11 protein-coding genes are annotated in these 15,689 nt (G+C 39.9%); 8 read left to right on the forward strand and 3 right to left on the reverse strand.

Features of this window, described 5'->3' with window-relative positions; genetic code table 11:
* Nucleotides 1–6 precede the first annotated feature (6 nt).
* Nucleotides 7–1,041, reverse strand: a complete 1,035-nt coding sequence (astA, locus tag PALI_RS19170) for an arginine N-succinyltransferase (protein WP_193156635.1) — start codon at nucleotides 1,039–1,041, stop codon at nucleotides 7–9.
* Nucleotides 1,042–1,091: 50 nt separating this feature from the next.
* Nucleotides 1,092–2,297 (reverse strand): aspartate aminotransferase family protein, encoded by a 1,206-nt coding sequence (locus PALI_RS19175; protein ID WP_193156636.1) that lies wholly within the window; start codon nucleotides 2,295–2,297, stop codon nucleotides 1,092–1,094.
* A 194-nt stretch (nucleotides 2,298–2,491) separates the two neighbouring features.
* Between PALI_RS19175 and PALI_RS19180 the strand changes: the two genes are divergently transcribed.
* Complete coding sequence (locus tag PALI_RS19180; protein ID WP_077538768.1) at nucleotides 2,492–2,920, forward strand: Lrp/AsnC family transcriptional regulator; 429 nt, start codon at nucleotides 2,492–2,494, stop codon at nucleotides 2,918–2,920.
* Nucleotides 2,921–3,357: 437 nt separating this feature from the next.
* The gene (locus tag PALI_RS19185) at nucleotides 3,358–3,729 is read left to right on the forward strand and encodes a hypothetical protein (RefSeq protein ID WP_193156637.1); all 372 of its coding nucleotides are present in this window, start codon (nucleotides 3,358–3,360) and stop codon (nucleotides 3,727–3,729) included.
* Nucleotides 3,730–3,761: 32 nt separating this feature from the next.
* Here the strand turns inward: PALI_RS19185 and PALI_RS19190 are convergent, their stop codons facing one another.
* Entirely contained in the window at nucleotides 3,762–4,679 is a 918-nt protein-coding gene (locus PALI_RS19190) for a hypothetical protein (protein ID WP_193156638.1), read from the reverse strand.
* A gap of 548 nt (nucleotides 4,680–5,227) precedes the next feature.
* Between PALI_RS19190 and PALI_RS19195 the strand changes: the two genes are divergently transcribed.
* From PALI_RS19195 to glgC, 6 genes are read left to right on the forward strand one after another with little or no spacing between them, the layout of a single operon-like run.
* Nucleotides 5,228–5,530 carry an isoamylase early set domain-containing protein gene (locus PALI_RS19195; RefSeq protein ID WP_193156639.1) on the forward strand — a complete coding sequence of 101 codons (303 nt, stop codon included), beginning with the start codon at nucleotides 5,228–5,230 and terminating at the stop codon, nucleotides 5,528–5,530.
* A 9-nt stretch (nucleotides 5,531–5,539) separates the two neighbouring features.
* A complete protein-coding gene (malQ, locus tag PALI_RS19200) occupies nucleotides 5,540–7,531 on the forward strand; it encodes a 4-alpha-glucanotransferase (protein WP_193156640.1) in 1,992 nt (663 codons plus the stop codon).
* Nucleotides 7,531–9,759, forward strand: coding sequence for a 1,4-alpha-glucan branching protein GlgB (glgB, locus tag PALI_RS19205; protein ID WP_193156641.1), 2,229 nt, complete (start codon nucleotides 7,531–7,533; stop codon nucleotides 9,757–9,759). Before malQ ends, glgB begins: the two co-directional genes overlap by 1 nt.
* Nucleotides 9,752–11,815: a glycogen debranching protein GlgX gene (glgX, locus tag PALI_RS19210; protein ID WP_193156642.1), complete on the forward strand. Its 2,064-nt coding sequence runs from the start codon at nucleotides 9,752–9,754 to the stop codon at nucleotides 11,813–11,815. Before glgB ends, glgX begins: the two co-directional genes overlap by 8 nt.
* Nucleotides 11,808–14,345: a glycogen/starch/alpha-glucan phosphorylase gene (locus PALI_RS19215; protein ID WP_193156643.1), complete on the forward strand. Its 2,538-nt coding sequence runs from the start codon at nucleotides 11,808–11,810 to the stop codon at nucleotides 14,343–14,345. Before glgX ends, PALI_RS19215 begins: the two co-directional genes overlap by 8 nt.
* Nucleotides 14,346–14,359: 14 nt before the next feature.
* Entirely contained in the window at nucleotides 14,360–15,661 is a 1,302-nt protein-coding gene (gene glgC / locus PALI_RS19220) for a glucose-1-phosphate adenylyltransferase (RefSeq protein ID WP_193156644.1), read from the forward strand.
* Nucleotides 15,662–15,689: the final 28 nt, after the last annotated feature.

The raw sequence follows: 15,689 nt of genomic DNA on the forward strand, positions 1-15,689 counted from the left end.
AGTAATTTACAAGCGAAAGAATCGCGCTGCATCTCCTTGGCTCAAATTAAGCGCATTAGCCACCTCTTGGCTAATAACGAGGGTATGTTTTGCATGATTGTAATGTGCATCTTTGGTAAATGTTGCTCTAAAGCCACTCACGCCTTGATTACATACAGCCAGCGTATCAGAGCTATTTTGCGAAATGTGATCAAGCTCACCAATAGTAATAGGGCAAACTTGAGAGTCGCGAATACTGCGAATATTACCAAGCTTTGCTTCAACCGTTGGGCCTGCGTCAAATAAGTCAACGTAGCCTCTGTGCTCAAACCCTTCTTTTTCTAATAATTTTAGCGCAGGTTTTGTTTTTTCATGCACATGGCCGATAACTGCTTGGGCTTTTTTGCTAAGCAAATTTACATAAATAGGGTATTTAGGCATTAACTCGCTAATAAATACCTTATCGCCTAAGCCCACTAAGTGATCCGCTTCTGGAAATTCGATACTAAAAAAGTGCTCTTGCAGCCATTGCCAAAAAGGCGAGTGACCGTCTTCGTCGCTAACACCACGCATTTCAGCGATAACAGTGTCGGCAAAACGCTCGCTATGTTGAGCCATAAATAAAAAGCGTGAACGTGATAAAAAGCGACCCGTTAAACCTTTGCGGCTGTTTTCGCGCAAAAACAATGTGCATATTTCAGAGCAACCTGTGTAGTCGTTACACATGCTTAAAATGTCGACAGTGTTATATACATTTAAAGTAGGTGAGTGGTGTACCGTTTTACCTAAATGATAATGATATAAAGGCACCGATAAGCCTACTGCGGCTTCAATAGCAGTTGTACCAACTACTTTACCTGTTTCACTGTCTTCTAAAACAAATAAATAGCTTTCATCGAGTGGTTGATTAACATTCTTAGCAAAGCTTGTTTCAGCACGTTCAATTTTTTCTTTAAGTTGTGCGTCGTCCACAGGTAAAGAGGTAAATCCATGGCCTGATTCAATCGCAATTTGTTTAAGCGCGTCAAAATCATTGGCAGTAATAGGACGTAATACTTGCATTTATTGCTTGCTCCAATAGCACGCCAGTAGGCGTGCTAATTTAAACTATATTAACCGTTTACTACATCGCTAACGGCTTTTTCAAAGCGCGCTAAGCCTTCTTTAATATCTTCAAACGGAATAACTAAAGATGGTGTAAAGCGGATCACATCCATACCCGCCACTAAGTTCATTAAGCCATTGTTAGCACTTGCTACTAAAAAGTCGCGAGCGCGTCCGGCAAACTGCTCATTCAATACCGCGCCAATTAATAAGCCTTTACCGCGTACTTCACTAAATACGTTGTACTTTTCGTTAATAGCGTTTAAACCGTCACGGAATAACTGCTCGCGCTCTTTAACACCATTTAGTACGCCAGGCGTATTTACAGTATCAAATGCGGCTTCTGCAACCGCACATGCAAGTGGGTTACCACCATACGTTGAGCCGTGTGTACCAATTTTTAAGTGAGCTGCAATCTCAGTTGTGGTGATCATTGCACCAATAGGAAAACCACCGCCAAGTGCTTTTGCCGTTGTTAAAATGTCAGGTACAACCTTTAAACCTTCGTACGCGTATAAATCGCCCGTGCGGCCAACACCTGTTTGTACTTCATCAAAAATGAGTAATGCGTTATGTTTAGTACACAGCTCTCGTACTTTTTTAGCAAAGTCATCTGTTGGTGAGATTATACCGCCTTCACCTTGTAATGGTTCCATCATAACGGCACATGTTTTATCGCTGATCAGCGCTTCGAATGCAGCAATGTCGTTAAAATCACAATGCACTATGTCAGCAGGTTTTGGGCCAAAACCATCTGAATAAGCGGCTTGCCCGCCCACGGTTACTGTAAAGAACGTACGGCCGTGGAAGCCTTTATTAAAGGCGATAATTTGTGTTTTTTCAGTGCCGTGTACATCTAATGCAAAACGACGCGCTAGTTTAAGCGCTGCTTCGTTTGCTTCAGCGCCTGAATTTGCAAAATACACTTTTTCAGCAAAAGTCGCATCGACCATTTTTTTAGCTAAACGAAGCGCAGGCTCGTTAGTCATTACGTTTGATAAGTGCCAAATTTTTTCACCTTGCTCTTTTAATGCTTTAACTAGTGCTGGGTGGCAATGACCTAAACAGTTAACGGCAATACCACCGGCAAAATCAATAAATTCATTGTTGTTTTGATCCCACACGCGAGAACCTTCACCACGAACAGGGATAACCGCTGAAGGATTATAGTTTGGTACCATTACATCGTTGAATAAATCTCTAGTTACTTGCATTTTGTACACCTAAATTGAGGGCTTAGATAAGATAGTAGTTGCTAAATCAAAGAAGAATATAGCCATTATTCTTCAGCAAACACGGTATTAGTTTTAATAAGATGTCATTATCGAAGGTTGTTAGTTAAATTTGCAGTGCTATTTTGTGAAAAATGATTAAAATAAAAGTCAAAATAACGAAATTAATAACCATTATGATAACTCCACAAGACGAAAAGCTATTATCGATACTAAAAACAAATGCCAGAGCGAGTATTTCGGATCTTGCTAGGCTGCTAAATTTATCACGCTCTACAGTGCAAAGTAGGATGTTGAAGTTAGAAGAAAATGGAGTCATTAAAGGTTACAGCGTCGATTATGGAGATGACTACCTAAGTAAGATGGTGTCGGCGCACGTGTCAATAAAGGTAAAGCAAAAGCTCACGACTAAAACTAATTTAGAACTAAAGCAAATTGATGCGATATCGCAGCTTTATGCCATAAGTGGTGAGTTTGATTTAATTGCCGTTGTCCAAGCGCAAAATTTAGAGCAACTGAGTCATTTACTTGATGATATTGGTAACCTTGATGGGGTGGAGCGCACAACATCATCTGTTATTTTAGAGACTAAGTTTAAACGCTAATACATTTGTATCATAGTTGTCCGCAGTTCAGGTTATTTATTTACGTGATAGATTTTCTATGGGGTCTGTACGAGGGCGTGTTGGCCTTTTGTGATTGACTTTGCAGCTGACTGTTTGGTTTTTAGGCAAGGTAGAGCCTATGTGGTGTGGTTATTCCCCATAAATAGGTGATAACGCAGCATAAATGCCTAACATGCGCTGCCCTTTGGGTTCTTTCTAGGGACGATTAACTCTTTGTTGCTCTGTTTTTACTTATTCTTACAGGGATGTAAGCCATTAGAGTAACGCAGGAGCAGTTACCGAGCCCACTAGGTTACAAACCTCGCGCCGCGATTAAATCGTCCCTAGATTGAACAAATTTCAATCCACAAAGGTCAACACGCCCTAGAATTACCGATAACGGAGTCAGCTGTTTGCTGTCATATTTAAGGACAATTGTGAAATCATTTATTTTAGTTTTATTATCGGCTTTAGCTATCGGGTATTACCTAACGGCAAAAGCGAACAGTGGTACTTCTATTAACAGTACCGATGTTGAAAAGTATAGTGATATATTCTTTAAATTAGAGACGTCACCGGTAAGTATGCGTGAAATTATTGTTGGTGCTAAACACTTTGCTATCACGTTGTGTGAAGATGGTGGTTATCAGCAAGCTTTGGGTGGCTCTGTTAGTGCGTGTAAGCTTAATTTTGATAGAACTAAAGACATGTGCTCCAGATACCCTGTTGCAGAGAAAGAGCAATTTTACACCGACAAAGCAATAGTTTCTTTATTAGCTGAACAGTTTATAAACTGTGTCAGTAGTTAACGTGACTCTCTATTAAGCAAATTGGTATGAATTCATTTATCGAGAGGTCTGCTTACGATTACTTTTTTTACCTCATCAAGCTTAATAAAATAAGCGTTTCCGCCAATTCCGTTAAACTCCTCATCTGTAAATACTATCGTATTGTCATCAAAAAAAGTAACGGCTTCTTTTTGAGTAACAATCCCCAAGTCTATTTTTGATACATCACCAGAGAAAAATTTATCACCTTCAAAGTTTTCAAATAACCAAATGCTGGTTGAATCAAGTAATACTAATTTTTTACGATCGGGGCTTAATGCCGCAGAGGTTATCCAACATAATTTTTCCATTGTGGTACAGGTTTTAAATGAACCAATTAACTGTGCTTTAAAGTTCGCAGCGTGGTCGCCTACCTTATAAACCTTAGTTATGCCGTCGAATGGCTCTGTACGGTTTTTAGTAAATAGATACAAATGACGACCTAGTGCGACAAATGCTTCTAAATCAAAATTACGATTATTTGGCTTTATGGGACTGCCATCCATTTCTGGATAAGTAAATTTAATTATTTCAGCCTGAGTAGTGTCGGTTTTTATATCTATTGGGTTTTCTATTTTATAAATAGTAAGCCATCTTCGATCGTTCTTATTATTACCAAAATCGCCTAAGAAAAAGTGCCCAAACTTATTTTGAGTCATGTCTTCCCAATCAATGTTTTTAGCGTTTTCAACCAATATTTCTTTAGCGATAGAGCCGTCCTTATTAAGCCGATAAAGCTTAGGATCATTGCCTCCATCGTTAATAGCCCATAGCCGTTTATGCTTATCAAATTCGATACCTGATATTTCTTTTAATTTAGGATCAATTGAGATTTCTTTTTTACTGTAAAGGGTATAGATTGAAGAGCCAACAAAAGTCGCTATTATTAAAATTGCGATGGCCATAGTAAGTAAAATGTTTTTTTTCAACATGAAATTTTAGATATTTCAGAGTGTTAATATATATGTATTATCGCTTATGGGGGGACATAACGAAAGTGTTTTATATTGTAAAGCACTCCCTTTGTATGTTGGTTAAAGTAAAAAGACATGTTATTAAATAATAACTGACTCGGCTCGCTGTTGGTTTAGAAATTGCTACAATAAATAGAACTTTGTCAAAGTGGTACGGTTGACGTTTCAACTGCACTAAATGCGTGCAATAGCAGAAATATTTGCACTGTAATAATGCTTAAATAAAGTTTTGTTTAACTTATACCAATTGCATTAAATAGGTGATCTATTATAGCGCGAAGAAAATAGCACAATAACAAGGCGAAAATTGTGACATATAGTTATTCTATATGAATAATTTCAACGCAGTTAGTGAGTTATTTAATGCGATAGAAAGATCATGTTTTTAATAAAATTGGTATTATTCGCGTTAAATGATTTTGAATGGAATCCACATCGCCTTTTAGTTTAGTTGTATGGCTTGTGGCAAAAATTAAGTCCCTTTTTTGGTTTAGTTGGAGCCTGCTATGTTGAATAAACGTTTTTTTAAAACAAAAAATGAAGCTGAAGTTACTTTTGAATTTACTCACCCTGAAGCAGAGCAAGTCTGTTTACTCGGTGAATTTAATGATTGGCAACCAGTGCCTATGAAGCTTAATAAAAAACAGGGCGTGTTTAAATGTAAGCAACGCCTTCCAATTGATCAACAATTCCACTTTCGTTATTTGATAAATGGCAACATTTGGGATAACGATCATCAAGCTGATGGCTACATTGGCAATACATTTGGTACAGTAAATAGCATAGTTAATACGCAACGTATAAATTAAGGTAGAGATATGGACGCTCTTTCGCAGTTGTTTTACCTGCATGGCATTGGCTATGAGTTCACTAAATATAACGGCGAACAGGTTTTTTTTAGCGAAGAGACACGTAAGCGAGCTTTGCAATGTAGTGGTGTAAATCCCGACGATAACAATCAAATTGCGCACCTAAACTATGAGTTAGATGTGGCTGTGTGGTTACAATTAGTACCCAGTGTTAGCTTAGTTGAGTCACCCGAGAATACGTTAAAAATACGCATTGATGAGCGTCAAAGTCACGCTGTTACATACGTCAAAATAGAATCACTGGGTGTTAATTTAACATTTCAAACGCTACATGGTTTACCTATTGTAGGTGAATACTACCTAGACGGCGTTCGCTATATTGAACTTGCTCTCTCATTACCAAATATTCCTGTGGGATATCATGATGCAACGGTGCAAGTTGGAGAGCAACTAACACAGACGCAAATTTGGTCTGTGCCTGAGCAAGTTTATCAAGTAGCCAATAAAAAATGCACCGGGCTGTCCATTCAGCTCTATACTTTAAAAAATAAAGCGCAATTAGGGATTGGAGATTTCGGCGATTTATTAGCCTTAACACACTTATGTGGTGCGCAAAGCATGGATTATATTTTACTTAACCCTCTTCATCTATTATTCGCTGATATGCCACAGCGGGCGAGTCCTTATAGCCCAAACAGCCGTGCTTTGCTAAACCCTCTTTATATCGCCATTGATCTATGCGATGACGCTAAAAATAATCTAGAACTCAATACATTAATGCAAAGCGATGACCTAACTGCGCTGATGCAAAGTAATGAAAAATTTATAAATTACGAAAATGTAAGCTGCATCAAATATAGGTTATTTAAAACGCTTTATAATCACTTTGAGAAAACGGCTTGCCACGAGCGTCGCCAAGCATTTACTGATTTTTGTAATGCGTATTCAACTACATTAAAAACGCTAGAATCAGATAACTTAATGTTTGATTATTACCTGCAGTGGCAAGCACATTTGCAATTGGCACTTTGCCAGAATAGTTGTGTGGCGCAGGGAATGACGATTGGCTTAATAAACGATTTAGCAGTGGGATGTGCTGGTGATGGTGTTGAATTTAACGCCCAACAAAGTTTATTTAGTCAAGGTGCACATGTTGGGGCTCCGCCAGATCCATGGGCTGAAGCGGGCCAAAATTGGGGATTACCTGCACTTACCCCTCAAAAACTTGGCAATAACCACTACCAGTTTTATCGCTCACTCATTCGCGCCAATATGCAAGATGTTGGTGGGCTGCGAATTGATCACGTAATGGCTATTAGGCGCTTATGGTGGTGCTTTGAAACCAACGGCAAACAAGATGGCTGCTATGTTTATTATCCATTCGAACACTTACTCGCAATTTTAAAAATTGAATCGCATATTAATCAGAGTCTTGTTATTGGTGAGGACTTAGGTGTCGTCCCTCCTGAGGTAAGGCACGCTTTGGCATCTAGCGGTATTTTTTCTAACAGTTTGTTCTATTTTGAAAAGCAGTACGATGGCGAGTTTATTTCAATAAATGATTTATCGCCCCATTGCTTATTAATGATTGCCAATCATGATGTACCTCCCTTTAAGGGCTGGTGGCAACACGACGATTTAGACATAAAGCAGCAATATAATTTAATTGATGAACAGCTATGCACCAGCCTTGCTAAACAGCGAGTTGAAGAGCGACAAAAGCTACTGCGCTTTATTAACGCCAATCAAACACAAGAGCTTGACTTACAAAGTAATGCAACTGATGTATATCAATCACTTGTATTATGTTTAGCCAAATCTCAGTCTCGATTATTTGCCTTGCAAATAGACGATTTAGATGAGCAGCAATACCCTGTAAATATTCCAGGTACTGATACTGAGTACCCAAATTGGCGTCGTGCTTTAAACCACACGTGTGAAGAAATTTTTAATAAGAATGCATCTTTTTTAGCTGCTATTGATTCAATAAGGAAAGGTTAATGAACAGCTCTGTAGTAGATAAGATTGGATCATCTTTTAATAATTACGATGCACAAGTGCAAGCCCTAAATATTGGGCGATTTAAAGACCCATTTAGTTTTCTTGGGGTACATAAATTAAATAACTTAAACATAGAGTTACGGTTGTATTTGCCGACTGCTTTGAATGTGACGGTTGATTCTTTGGGTAAAAAAATAAAAGCGCAGCGATATAAGCAAAGTGACTTGTTTATTGCAAAGCTCAACGATTTGCCGACGGCTCCTTACAAATGTGAAGCTGAATATGAAAATGCAGTCATTACGTATTACGATGAGTACAGTTTTAAGAGTGAGCTTGATGCACAGGCAATGTATTTATTTAATGAAGGTAGTTTAGAGCATGCATACTCGCACTTTGGTGCGCATTTTTGCACCCAACAAAACATAGAAGGTGTGTGCTTTTGTGTTTGGGCACCCAATGCAGCTAGTGTATCTATTATTGGTGAGTTTAATTTTTGGCAAGCTAATCGTCACTTTATGCGTTTTCACCCTGCCAGTGGTGTTTGGGAATTGTTTATACCCGGGCTTGAAGCCGATATGTGTTATAAATTTGCAATTACCACGCAAAGTGGAGACGTACTAGAAAAAGCAGATCCGTTTGCATTTAAAATGCAACAAGCGCCAGGGACTGCCAGCGTCTTACAATATAAGCCAGATCCTATAACGCTTGATGAGCAAGCGATAAATAATAGACAAAAGCGTAACCATATTGATGCGCCTATCAGTATTTATGAAGTACATTTGGGGTCATGGCAACGCGGTGACAACAATCGTTATTTAAGTTACGCAGAGCTCGCTGACACACTCGTTAACTATGCGCTGGAAATGAACTTTACTCACTTGCAACTAATGCCTATCAGTGAATACCCTTTTGATGGCTCGTGGGGTTATCAGCCGGTGGGTTTATTTGCACCAACCAGCCGCTTTGGCGATTACAACAGTTTTAAATATTTTGTAGAGCAATGCCACAAAGCTAATTTAGGCATTTTAATAGACTGGGTACCGGGGCACTTTCCAAGTGATCCGCATGGCTTGCATCAATTTGATGGCACCCACTTGTATGAGCATGCCGACATGCGCCAAGGTTTTCACCCCGATTGGAACACCTATATTTATAACTATGATCGCCCTGAAGTTAAAAGCTTTTTGATTTCCAATGCCATGTATTGGTTGCATCAATTTGGGCTTGATGGTTTGCGCGTAGATGCAGTGGCTTCCATGCTGTACTTAGATTACAGCCGTAAAGAGGGGGAGTGGATCCCTAACTGTTTTGGTGGACGCGAAAACTTAGGTGCAATTGAGTGCTTAAAGCAAGTCAATCTTCGCAGCTATAAAAATAATTCTGGCATTATGATGGTGGCTGAAGAATCAACTGCATGGCCTGGGGTTACACAAGATGTTCAGCACAATGGTCTCGGATTTGGCTATAAATGGAATATGGGCTGGATGAACGATAGTTTGCAATACATGCAACGCGATCCACTTTACAAACAGCATCATCACCACGAAATGACATTTTCGATGGTGTACGCCTTTAGTGAAAATTTCATTTTGCCATTAAGTCATGACGAAGTCGTGCATGGTAAAGGCTCGTTGATTGAAAAAATGCCAGGCGATGATTGGCAAAAATTTGCAAATCTACGTGCGTACTATGCGTTTATGTGGGCGCATCCAGGTAAAAAACTATTGTTTATGGGGTGTGAAATAGCGCAGCGAAGTGAGTGGGGGCACGATCATTCAATTGATTGGCACTTATTAGAGCATCAAAGTCACATGGGCATAAAGCAAACGATTAAAACGCTTAATTACATTTATAAAAACCAACCTGCTTTATACGAGCTTGATACAAGTGCAACTGGTTTCACTTGGATAGACAACAATAATAACGAGCAAAGCATTTTAAGTTTTGTGCGCTATGCTAAACGCGCACGTGATTTTGTAGTAGTGATAGCCAATTTTACACCAATGTCATATCAACATTACGATATTGGCGTCCCCTGTAAAGGTTACTATCAAGTCATTTTAAATACGGATGAAACGCAATTTTTTGGCTCGGGGATCGAAGTAACCCAAAATGACGGGCAGCTTATTAAAGCATCTGCTGTTGCAAGTCATGGATTTGAGCAAAGTATTTCTATTGCTATTGGCGGTTTAACGACTATTTATTTGCAAAAGGTTGACGATGAGTAATCAATTTAAAATCACTCATGGCCACGTTGAACCGTTAGGCTCAATTATTGCTGATGGCGGTGTTAACTTTGCACTCTATGCGCCAAAAGCAGCGCAAGCTTATCTATGTTTGTTTGATAAAAGTGGCCATTCAGAAATCCTAAAAATAGCGATGAATATTAATGAAGGTGGTATTTGGAGTATTTATATATCGCCTTTAAATGAAGGCGCTTTGTATGGCTTTAGAGTCGAGGGGGAATACAACCCTAAGCAAGGGCAATTATTTAATGAAAAAAAACTACTAATAGACCCCTACGCAAAAGACTTGTTTGGCGAATTTACTTGGAGTGAGCGTCATTACGGACAAATGCCCATTGGCACTAAAAGCACCGTTGATAATGCTATTGATATATTTAAATCAAAAGTAATAGCGCCTTCGCTTTATGCCCATAAAAAGCCAAACCATAGATGGTCAAACACCGTTATTTACGAGTGCCATGTAAAAGGGGCAACGTATCGTCACCCTAAAATACCTAAGTCTCTGAGAGGGAAGTTTTTAGGGTTAAGTCATCCAAGTTTTATTGAACATTTACAAAGTTTTGGTATTACAGCCGTTGAACTTTTGCCAGTTCATTCATTTATTAGCGAGCAGTTTTTAACAGGAAAAGGACTGCAAAACTATTGGGGATACAACACTGTTAACTTTTTTACGCCTCACAAAGACTATTTGGTTAACGATGATATCAATGAGTTTAAGCAAATGGTGCAGCAGCTTCATGCCGCTGACATCGAAGTTATTATTGATGTCGTATACAACCACACCGCTGAGGCTGGTAATGACGGCCCTATACTCTCCCTCAGAGGCTTTGATAACTTAACTTATTACCGTACTGTAAACGGTCAACCTGATGTATATATAAACGATACGGGTTGTGGTAATACGATTAACATTGATCATCCCCGCGTATTACAACTTGTCCTCGATAGCCTTCGTTACTGGGTCGAGACGATGGGCGTTGATGGCTTTAGGTTTGATTTGGCGACGATTTTAGGACGCTCTCAGTCAGGGTTTAGTGCGTCGCATACTTTTTTACAAGCAATTGCCCAAGATCCTATTTTAAACAAAGTAAAGCTTATTAGTGAGCCTTGGGATATAGGCCCTGGTGGCTATCAGTTAGGCGCTTTTCCTTCACCATGGCGAGAGTGGAACGATCAATACCGCGATGTAATAAAACGCTTTTGGAGAAGCGAAGAAGGTATTATTGCTACCGTTGCTAAACGTTTACATGGCTCGTTTGATATTTTTGAGCACAGCGAACGGGGTCCTCTTAATAGTATTAACTTTATAACCAGCCATGATGGTTTCACACTTGCTGATTTAGTGAGCTACGAAGAAAAACATAATGAAGCAAATGGTGAGCAAAACCGAGATGGTCACAGTGCGAACTATTCTTTTAATTGTGGTGTGGAGGGCTTTACTGACGATCCACTTGTTACAGCACTTCGCTTACAGCAACAGAAGAATTTTTTGCTCACACTAATTCTATCTAAAGGCGTGCCGATGCTCGCATCAGGCAGCGAAATGGCCCACTCTCAAGGTGGCAACAATAATGCCTATTGCCAAAATAATCGTACGAGTTGGCTTGCATGGAAAGACTCGCAATTAAATCATACCTTAACCCGATTTGTAGATGATGCACTAAAGATTCGCCGTGCCCACAGTGCATTTAAACACAGTGTATTTTTAAATGACATAGACGAGCGTTTTACCGTTAGATGGTTTACCGAGGATGGGGCAACCATGTCTGATGCGCATTGGCATGAAAGTACACGGCAATTTTTGATGTACAGTTTGCTCGACAAGCAAAATAAACATGCGCTCTTGATTATATTTAATGCCAGTAAAAAAGTAGTCTCGTGTCAATTGCCGCCTTCTCCAATAAAAGCGCCTTGGCAAATGGTTTTATCAAGTGTCAATAATGCATCTATTAGTAGTGATAGCGGTGCGATGGTTGAAATTTCGGCACAAAGCAGCTGGGTATTCAGTGCAAATTTAGAGGAAATAGGTCATGGCTAAACAAGATGAACAAGTATGTGTAGTAAAGGGTTGGCAAGACGGCCCCGTGATTGATGAAAGTACACTAAAGGATGACTTAACACGGCATTTTTATTATACCCTTGGGCGCGATAAAATTGGCGAATCACAGCTATATTTATACCATGCGTTAGCATTGACTATTCGCGATAGGCTCGTTGCACGCTGTAGAGAAACCAATCAGCAAATTAGGCAAAAAAAATGCCGTAAAACTGCTTATCTGTCTCTTGAGTTTTTAATGGGCCGCGCACTGGGTAATGCAATACTAAACCTTGACTTAGACGGACAGGTGGCAGGTGCATTACAAGAGTATTGTACAACCATTGAGACGCTTGAAGATGCTGAGCATGATGCAGGGCTTGGTAATGGCGGTTTAGGTCGTTTAGCTGCTTGCTTTTTAGATAGTTGTGCAAGTCTCGCTTTACCTGTAATCGGCTATGGTCTGCGATACGAATATGGCATGTTTAATCAATCTATTGACGATGGGAACCAAATTGAACAACCCGATAATTGGTTGCGCGAAGGGCATCCGTGGGAACTAAGTGCACCAGAGCATGCTAAGCGCGTTAAATTTGGTGGCTATGTGCAAAGTTATACGGATAAATTCGGACGCGCGCATCGTCAGTGGATAAGTTCGCACGATGTACTAGCGGTGCCTTATGATGTACCAATTCCTGGTTATAAAAATAATATTGTTAATACTCTGCGCTTATGGAAATCAGAAGCGACGGACGAATTTAATTTAACTGAGTTTAACGCCGGTAGTTACTCAGAAGCGGTTGCACAAAAGAACCTTGCTGAACAAATCACCATGGTGCTTTATCCAAATGACAGCAGTGAAAATGGGAAAGAGCTTAGATTACGTCAGCAATACTTTTTATCATCAGCGAGTATTCAGGATATTGTTGATCAGTGGGTTTCACAACAGGGTGAGAGTTTTAGTGATTTTTCTGACTTTCATGTTTTTCAATTAAACGATACACATCCAAGCATTGCCGTTGCAGAGCTTATGCGTATTTTGATTGATGATTACGAGCTTGATTGGGATGATGCTTGGCGCATTACAACTAAAACAATGGCCTATACAAATCATACATTGCTACCTGAAGCACTGGAAAAATGGTCAGTATCATTATTTGCGAGGCTACTGCCACGTATCTTAGAAATCGTTTACGAAATAAACGCACGCTTTTTAGCGCTGGTGGCACAGCACTGGCCAGGTGATGTGAGCAAACAACGTGCGCTGTCGCTGATTGAAGAAGGTGATGAACCGCAAATACGCATGGCTTATTTAGCAATAGTTGGCAGCTATTCTGTAAATGGGGTCGCGGCATTGCATACTGAGCTATTAAAAGCCGGTTTGTTTAAAGAGTTTTATGCGCTATGGCCAGATAAATTTAACAATAAAACAAATGGCGTAACGCCACGTCGCTGGCTTGCACACTGTAACCCGATTTTGAGCAGCCTAATTAGTGAAAAAATTGGTAACGATTGGGTCGGCGACTTTGCTCAAATTAGCCAGCTACGCCGCTTTTTTGATGACCAAGTATTTCATGGACACTGGCAATCAGCTAAACGCGAAAATAAACAACGTCTCGTTGATTTAGTCAAAACACGCTGCGATGTTGAGTTTGATGTGTCGATGATGTTTGACGTGCAAGTAAAGCGTATCCACGAATACAAACGTCAGCTACTTAACATACTGCATGTGATTCATTTGTATGACCGCATTCGCCGAGGTGATACGCAAGGACTTGTACCACGCTGTGTATTACTTGGTGGTAAAGCGGCGCCTGGTTATTACATGGCTAAAAAAATTATCAAGTTGATTAATAATGTTGCCGAGGTGATTAATAAAGATCCCCTTGCCGCACCGTATTTACGGGTTGCTTTTTTGCCAAATTATAACGTAACGGCGATGGAAGTTATTTGCCCCGCAACCGATTTATCAGAGCAAGTGTCTACCGCAGGTAAAGAAGCATCGGGCACCGGCAATATGAAGTTTATGATGAATGGTGCATTAACAATAGGGACGCTAGATGGCGCAAATATAGAAATTAGAGATGCGGTAGGCGCCGACAATTTCTTCTTGTTTGGGGCACAAGCCCATCAAATTGATGAGATAAAATCGCGTTACAATCCAGCGCATATAATTGCAGAAAATACTGATTTAGCAAATGTAATGCAGCTTTTAGAAAGCGGGCATTTTAATTTGTTTGAGCCGTGTTTATTTGACGATTTAATTAACGCAATTAAGAGTTCGAACGATCCTTGGCTGGTTGCACACGATTTTGAAAGTTACATTAGTGCTCAAAAAGAAGTAGATAAAGCTTACGCAGATCAAACCTCCTGGACACGAATGAGTATTTTGAATACAGCAGCCAGTGGCATGTTTTCAAGTGATAGAACGATAAGCCAATACAGTGACGACATTTGGCATCTAGAACCCCTTAATATTAGTGCAACTGACTTAACGACAACTAAAAGTCATATCACTAACAGCAAAGACTAAATGGAGAGAGTATTATGCCCAGTTATGCAAATCGTTATATAAGTAGCCTTACCAGAGAAACTTACGCACTAATACTAGCAGGAGGTCGCGGTTCACGGTTACACGAGTTGACCGATTGGCGTGCAAAGCCTGCCGTTTATTTTGGTGGTAAGCATCGGATAATCGACTTTCCATTATCTAACTGCATCAACTCAGGGGTTCGGCGCGTCGGTATTGCTACGCAATATAAATCTCATTCGCTTATTCGGCATGTGAATCGTGCTTGGGGGCACTTTAAAAAAGAATTGGGTGAATCGGTTGAGATTCTACCAGCATCACAGCGTAAGGGCGACGACTGGTATTGTGGGACAGCTGACGCAGTTTTTCAAAACATAGATATTATTCGTCACGAATTACCTAAGTATGTAATGATTTTATCTGGGGATCATGTATATCGTATGGATTACGGTGCCCTTTTAGCTAAGCACGTAGAAAATGGCGCTGACATGACCGTTTGTTGTATTGAAGTGCCAGTAGAAGAAGCTGCTGATACGTTTGGTGTCATGACGGTAAATGAAGATAACCGTGTTTGTCGTTTTGATGAAAAGCCAGCAATACCAAGTTCTGTGCCCGGAAAGCCTGGAACCTGTTTAGCATCAATGGGCAACTACGTATTTAATACAGAGTTTTTATTTGAGCAACTTAAAAAAGATGCCGAAAATGAAGGGTCTGGTCGCGATTTTGGCCACGATATAATACCTGCGATAATAGAAGAGCATAACGTATTTGCCTTTCCATTTATGGATCCCCTGCAAGGTGCTCAACCTTACTGGCGCGATGTAGGTACGCTAGATTCGTTTTGGGAAGCTAATATGGAATTAGTGATGCCTGAACCTCAACTTGACTTGTACGATCCAACATGGCCTATTTGGACGTATCAAGAACAAGTTCCTCCTGCAAAATTCATATTTGATGACGATGACCGTCGTGGTATGGCGCTTGATTCTACTGTATCGGGTGGGTGTATTATCTCCGGCTCTGTAGTTAGAAAATCATTATTATTTTCTAACGTGCATGTACGTTCATTTTGTGAAATCGAGGAGTCAGTGATTTTACCCGGCGCTATTATAAATCGAAGCTGCAGAATTAAGCGGGCAATAATAGATAGAAGCTGTGAAATACCTGCAGGGCTTGAGATTGGATTCGATCGTAAAACAGATGAAGATAACGGCTTTCGAGTATCCAAAAAAGGTATCGTACTGGTAACACGTGATATGCTCATTGAACTTGCAAAAAAACTAGCACGTCAAGCAAATGAAAATAAAAAATTAGCGTAATAACAAGTTAGATAAGTACGACAACAAA

This window comes from Pseudoalteromonas aliena SW19, from assembly GCF_014905615.1.
Taxonomy (GTDB): domain Bacteria; phylum Pseudomonadota; class Gammaproteobacteria; order Enterobacterales; family Alteromonadaceae; genus Pseudoalteromonas; species Pseudoalteromonas aliena.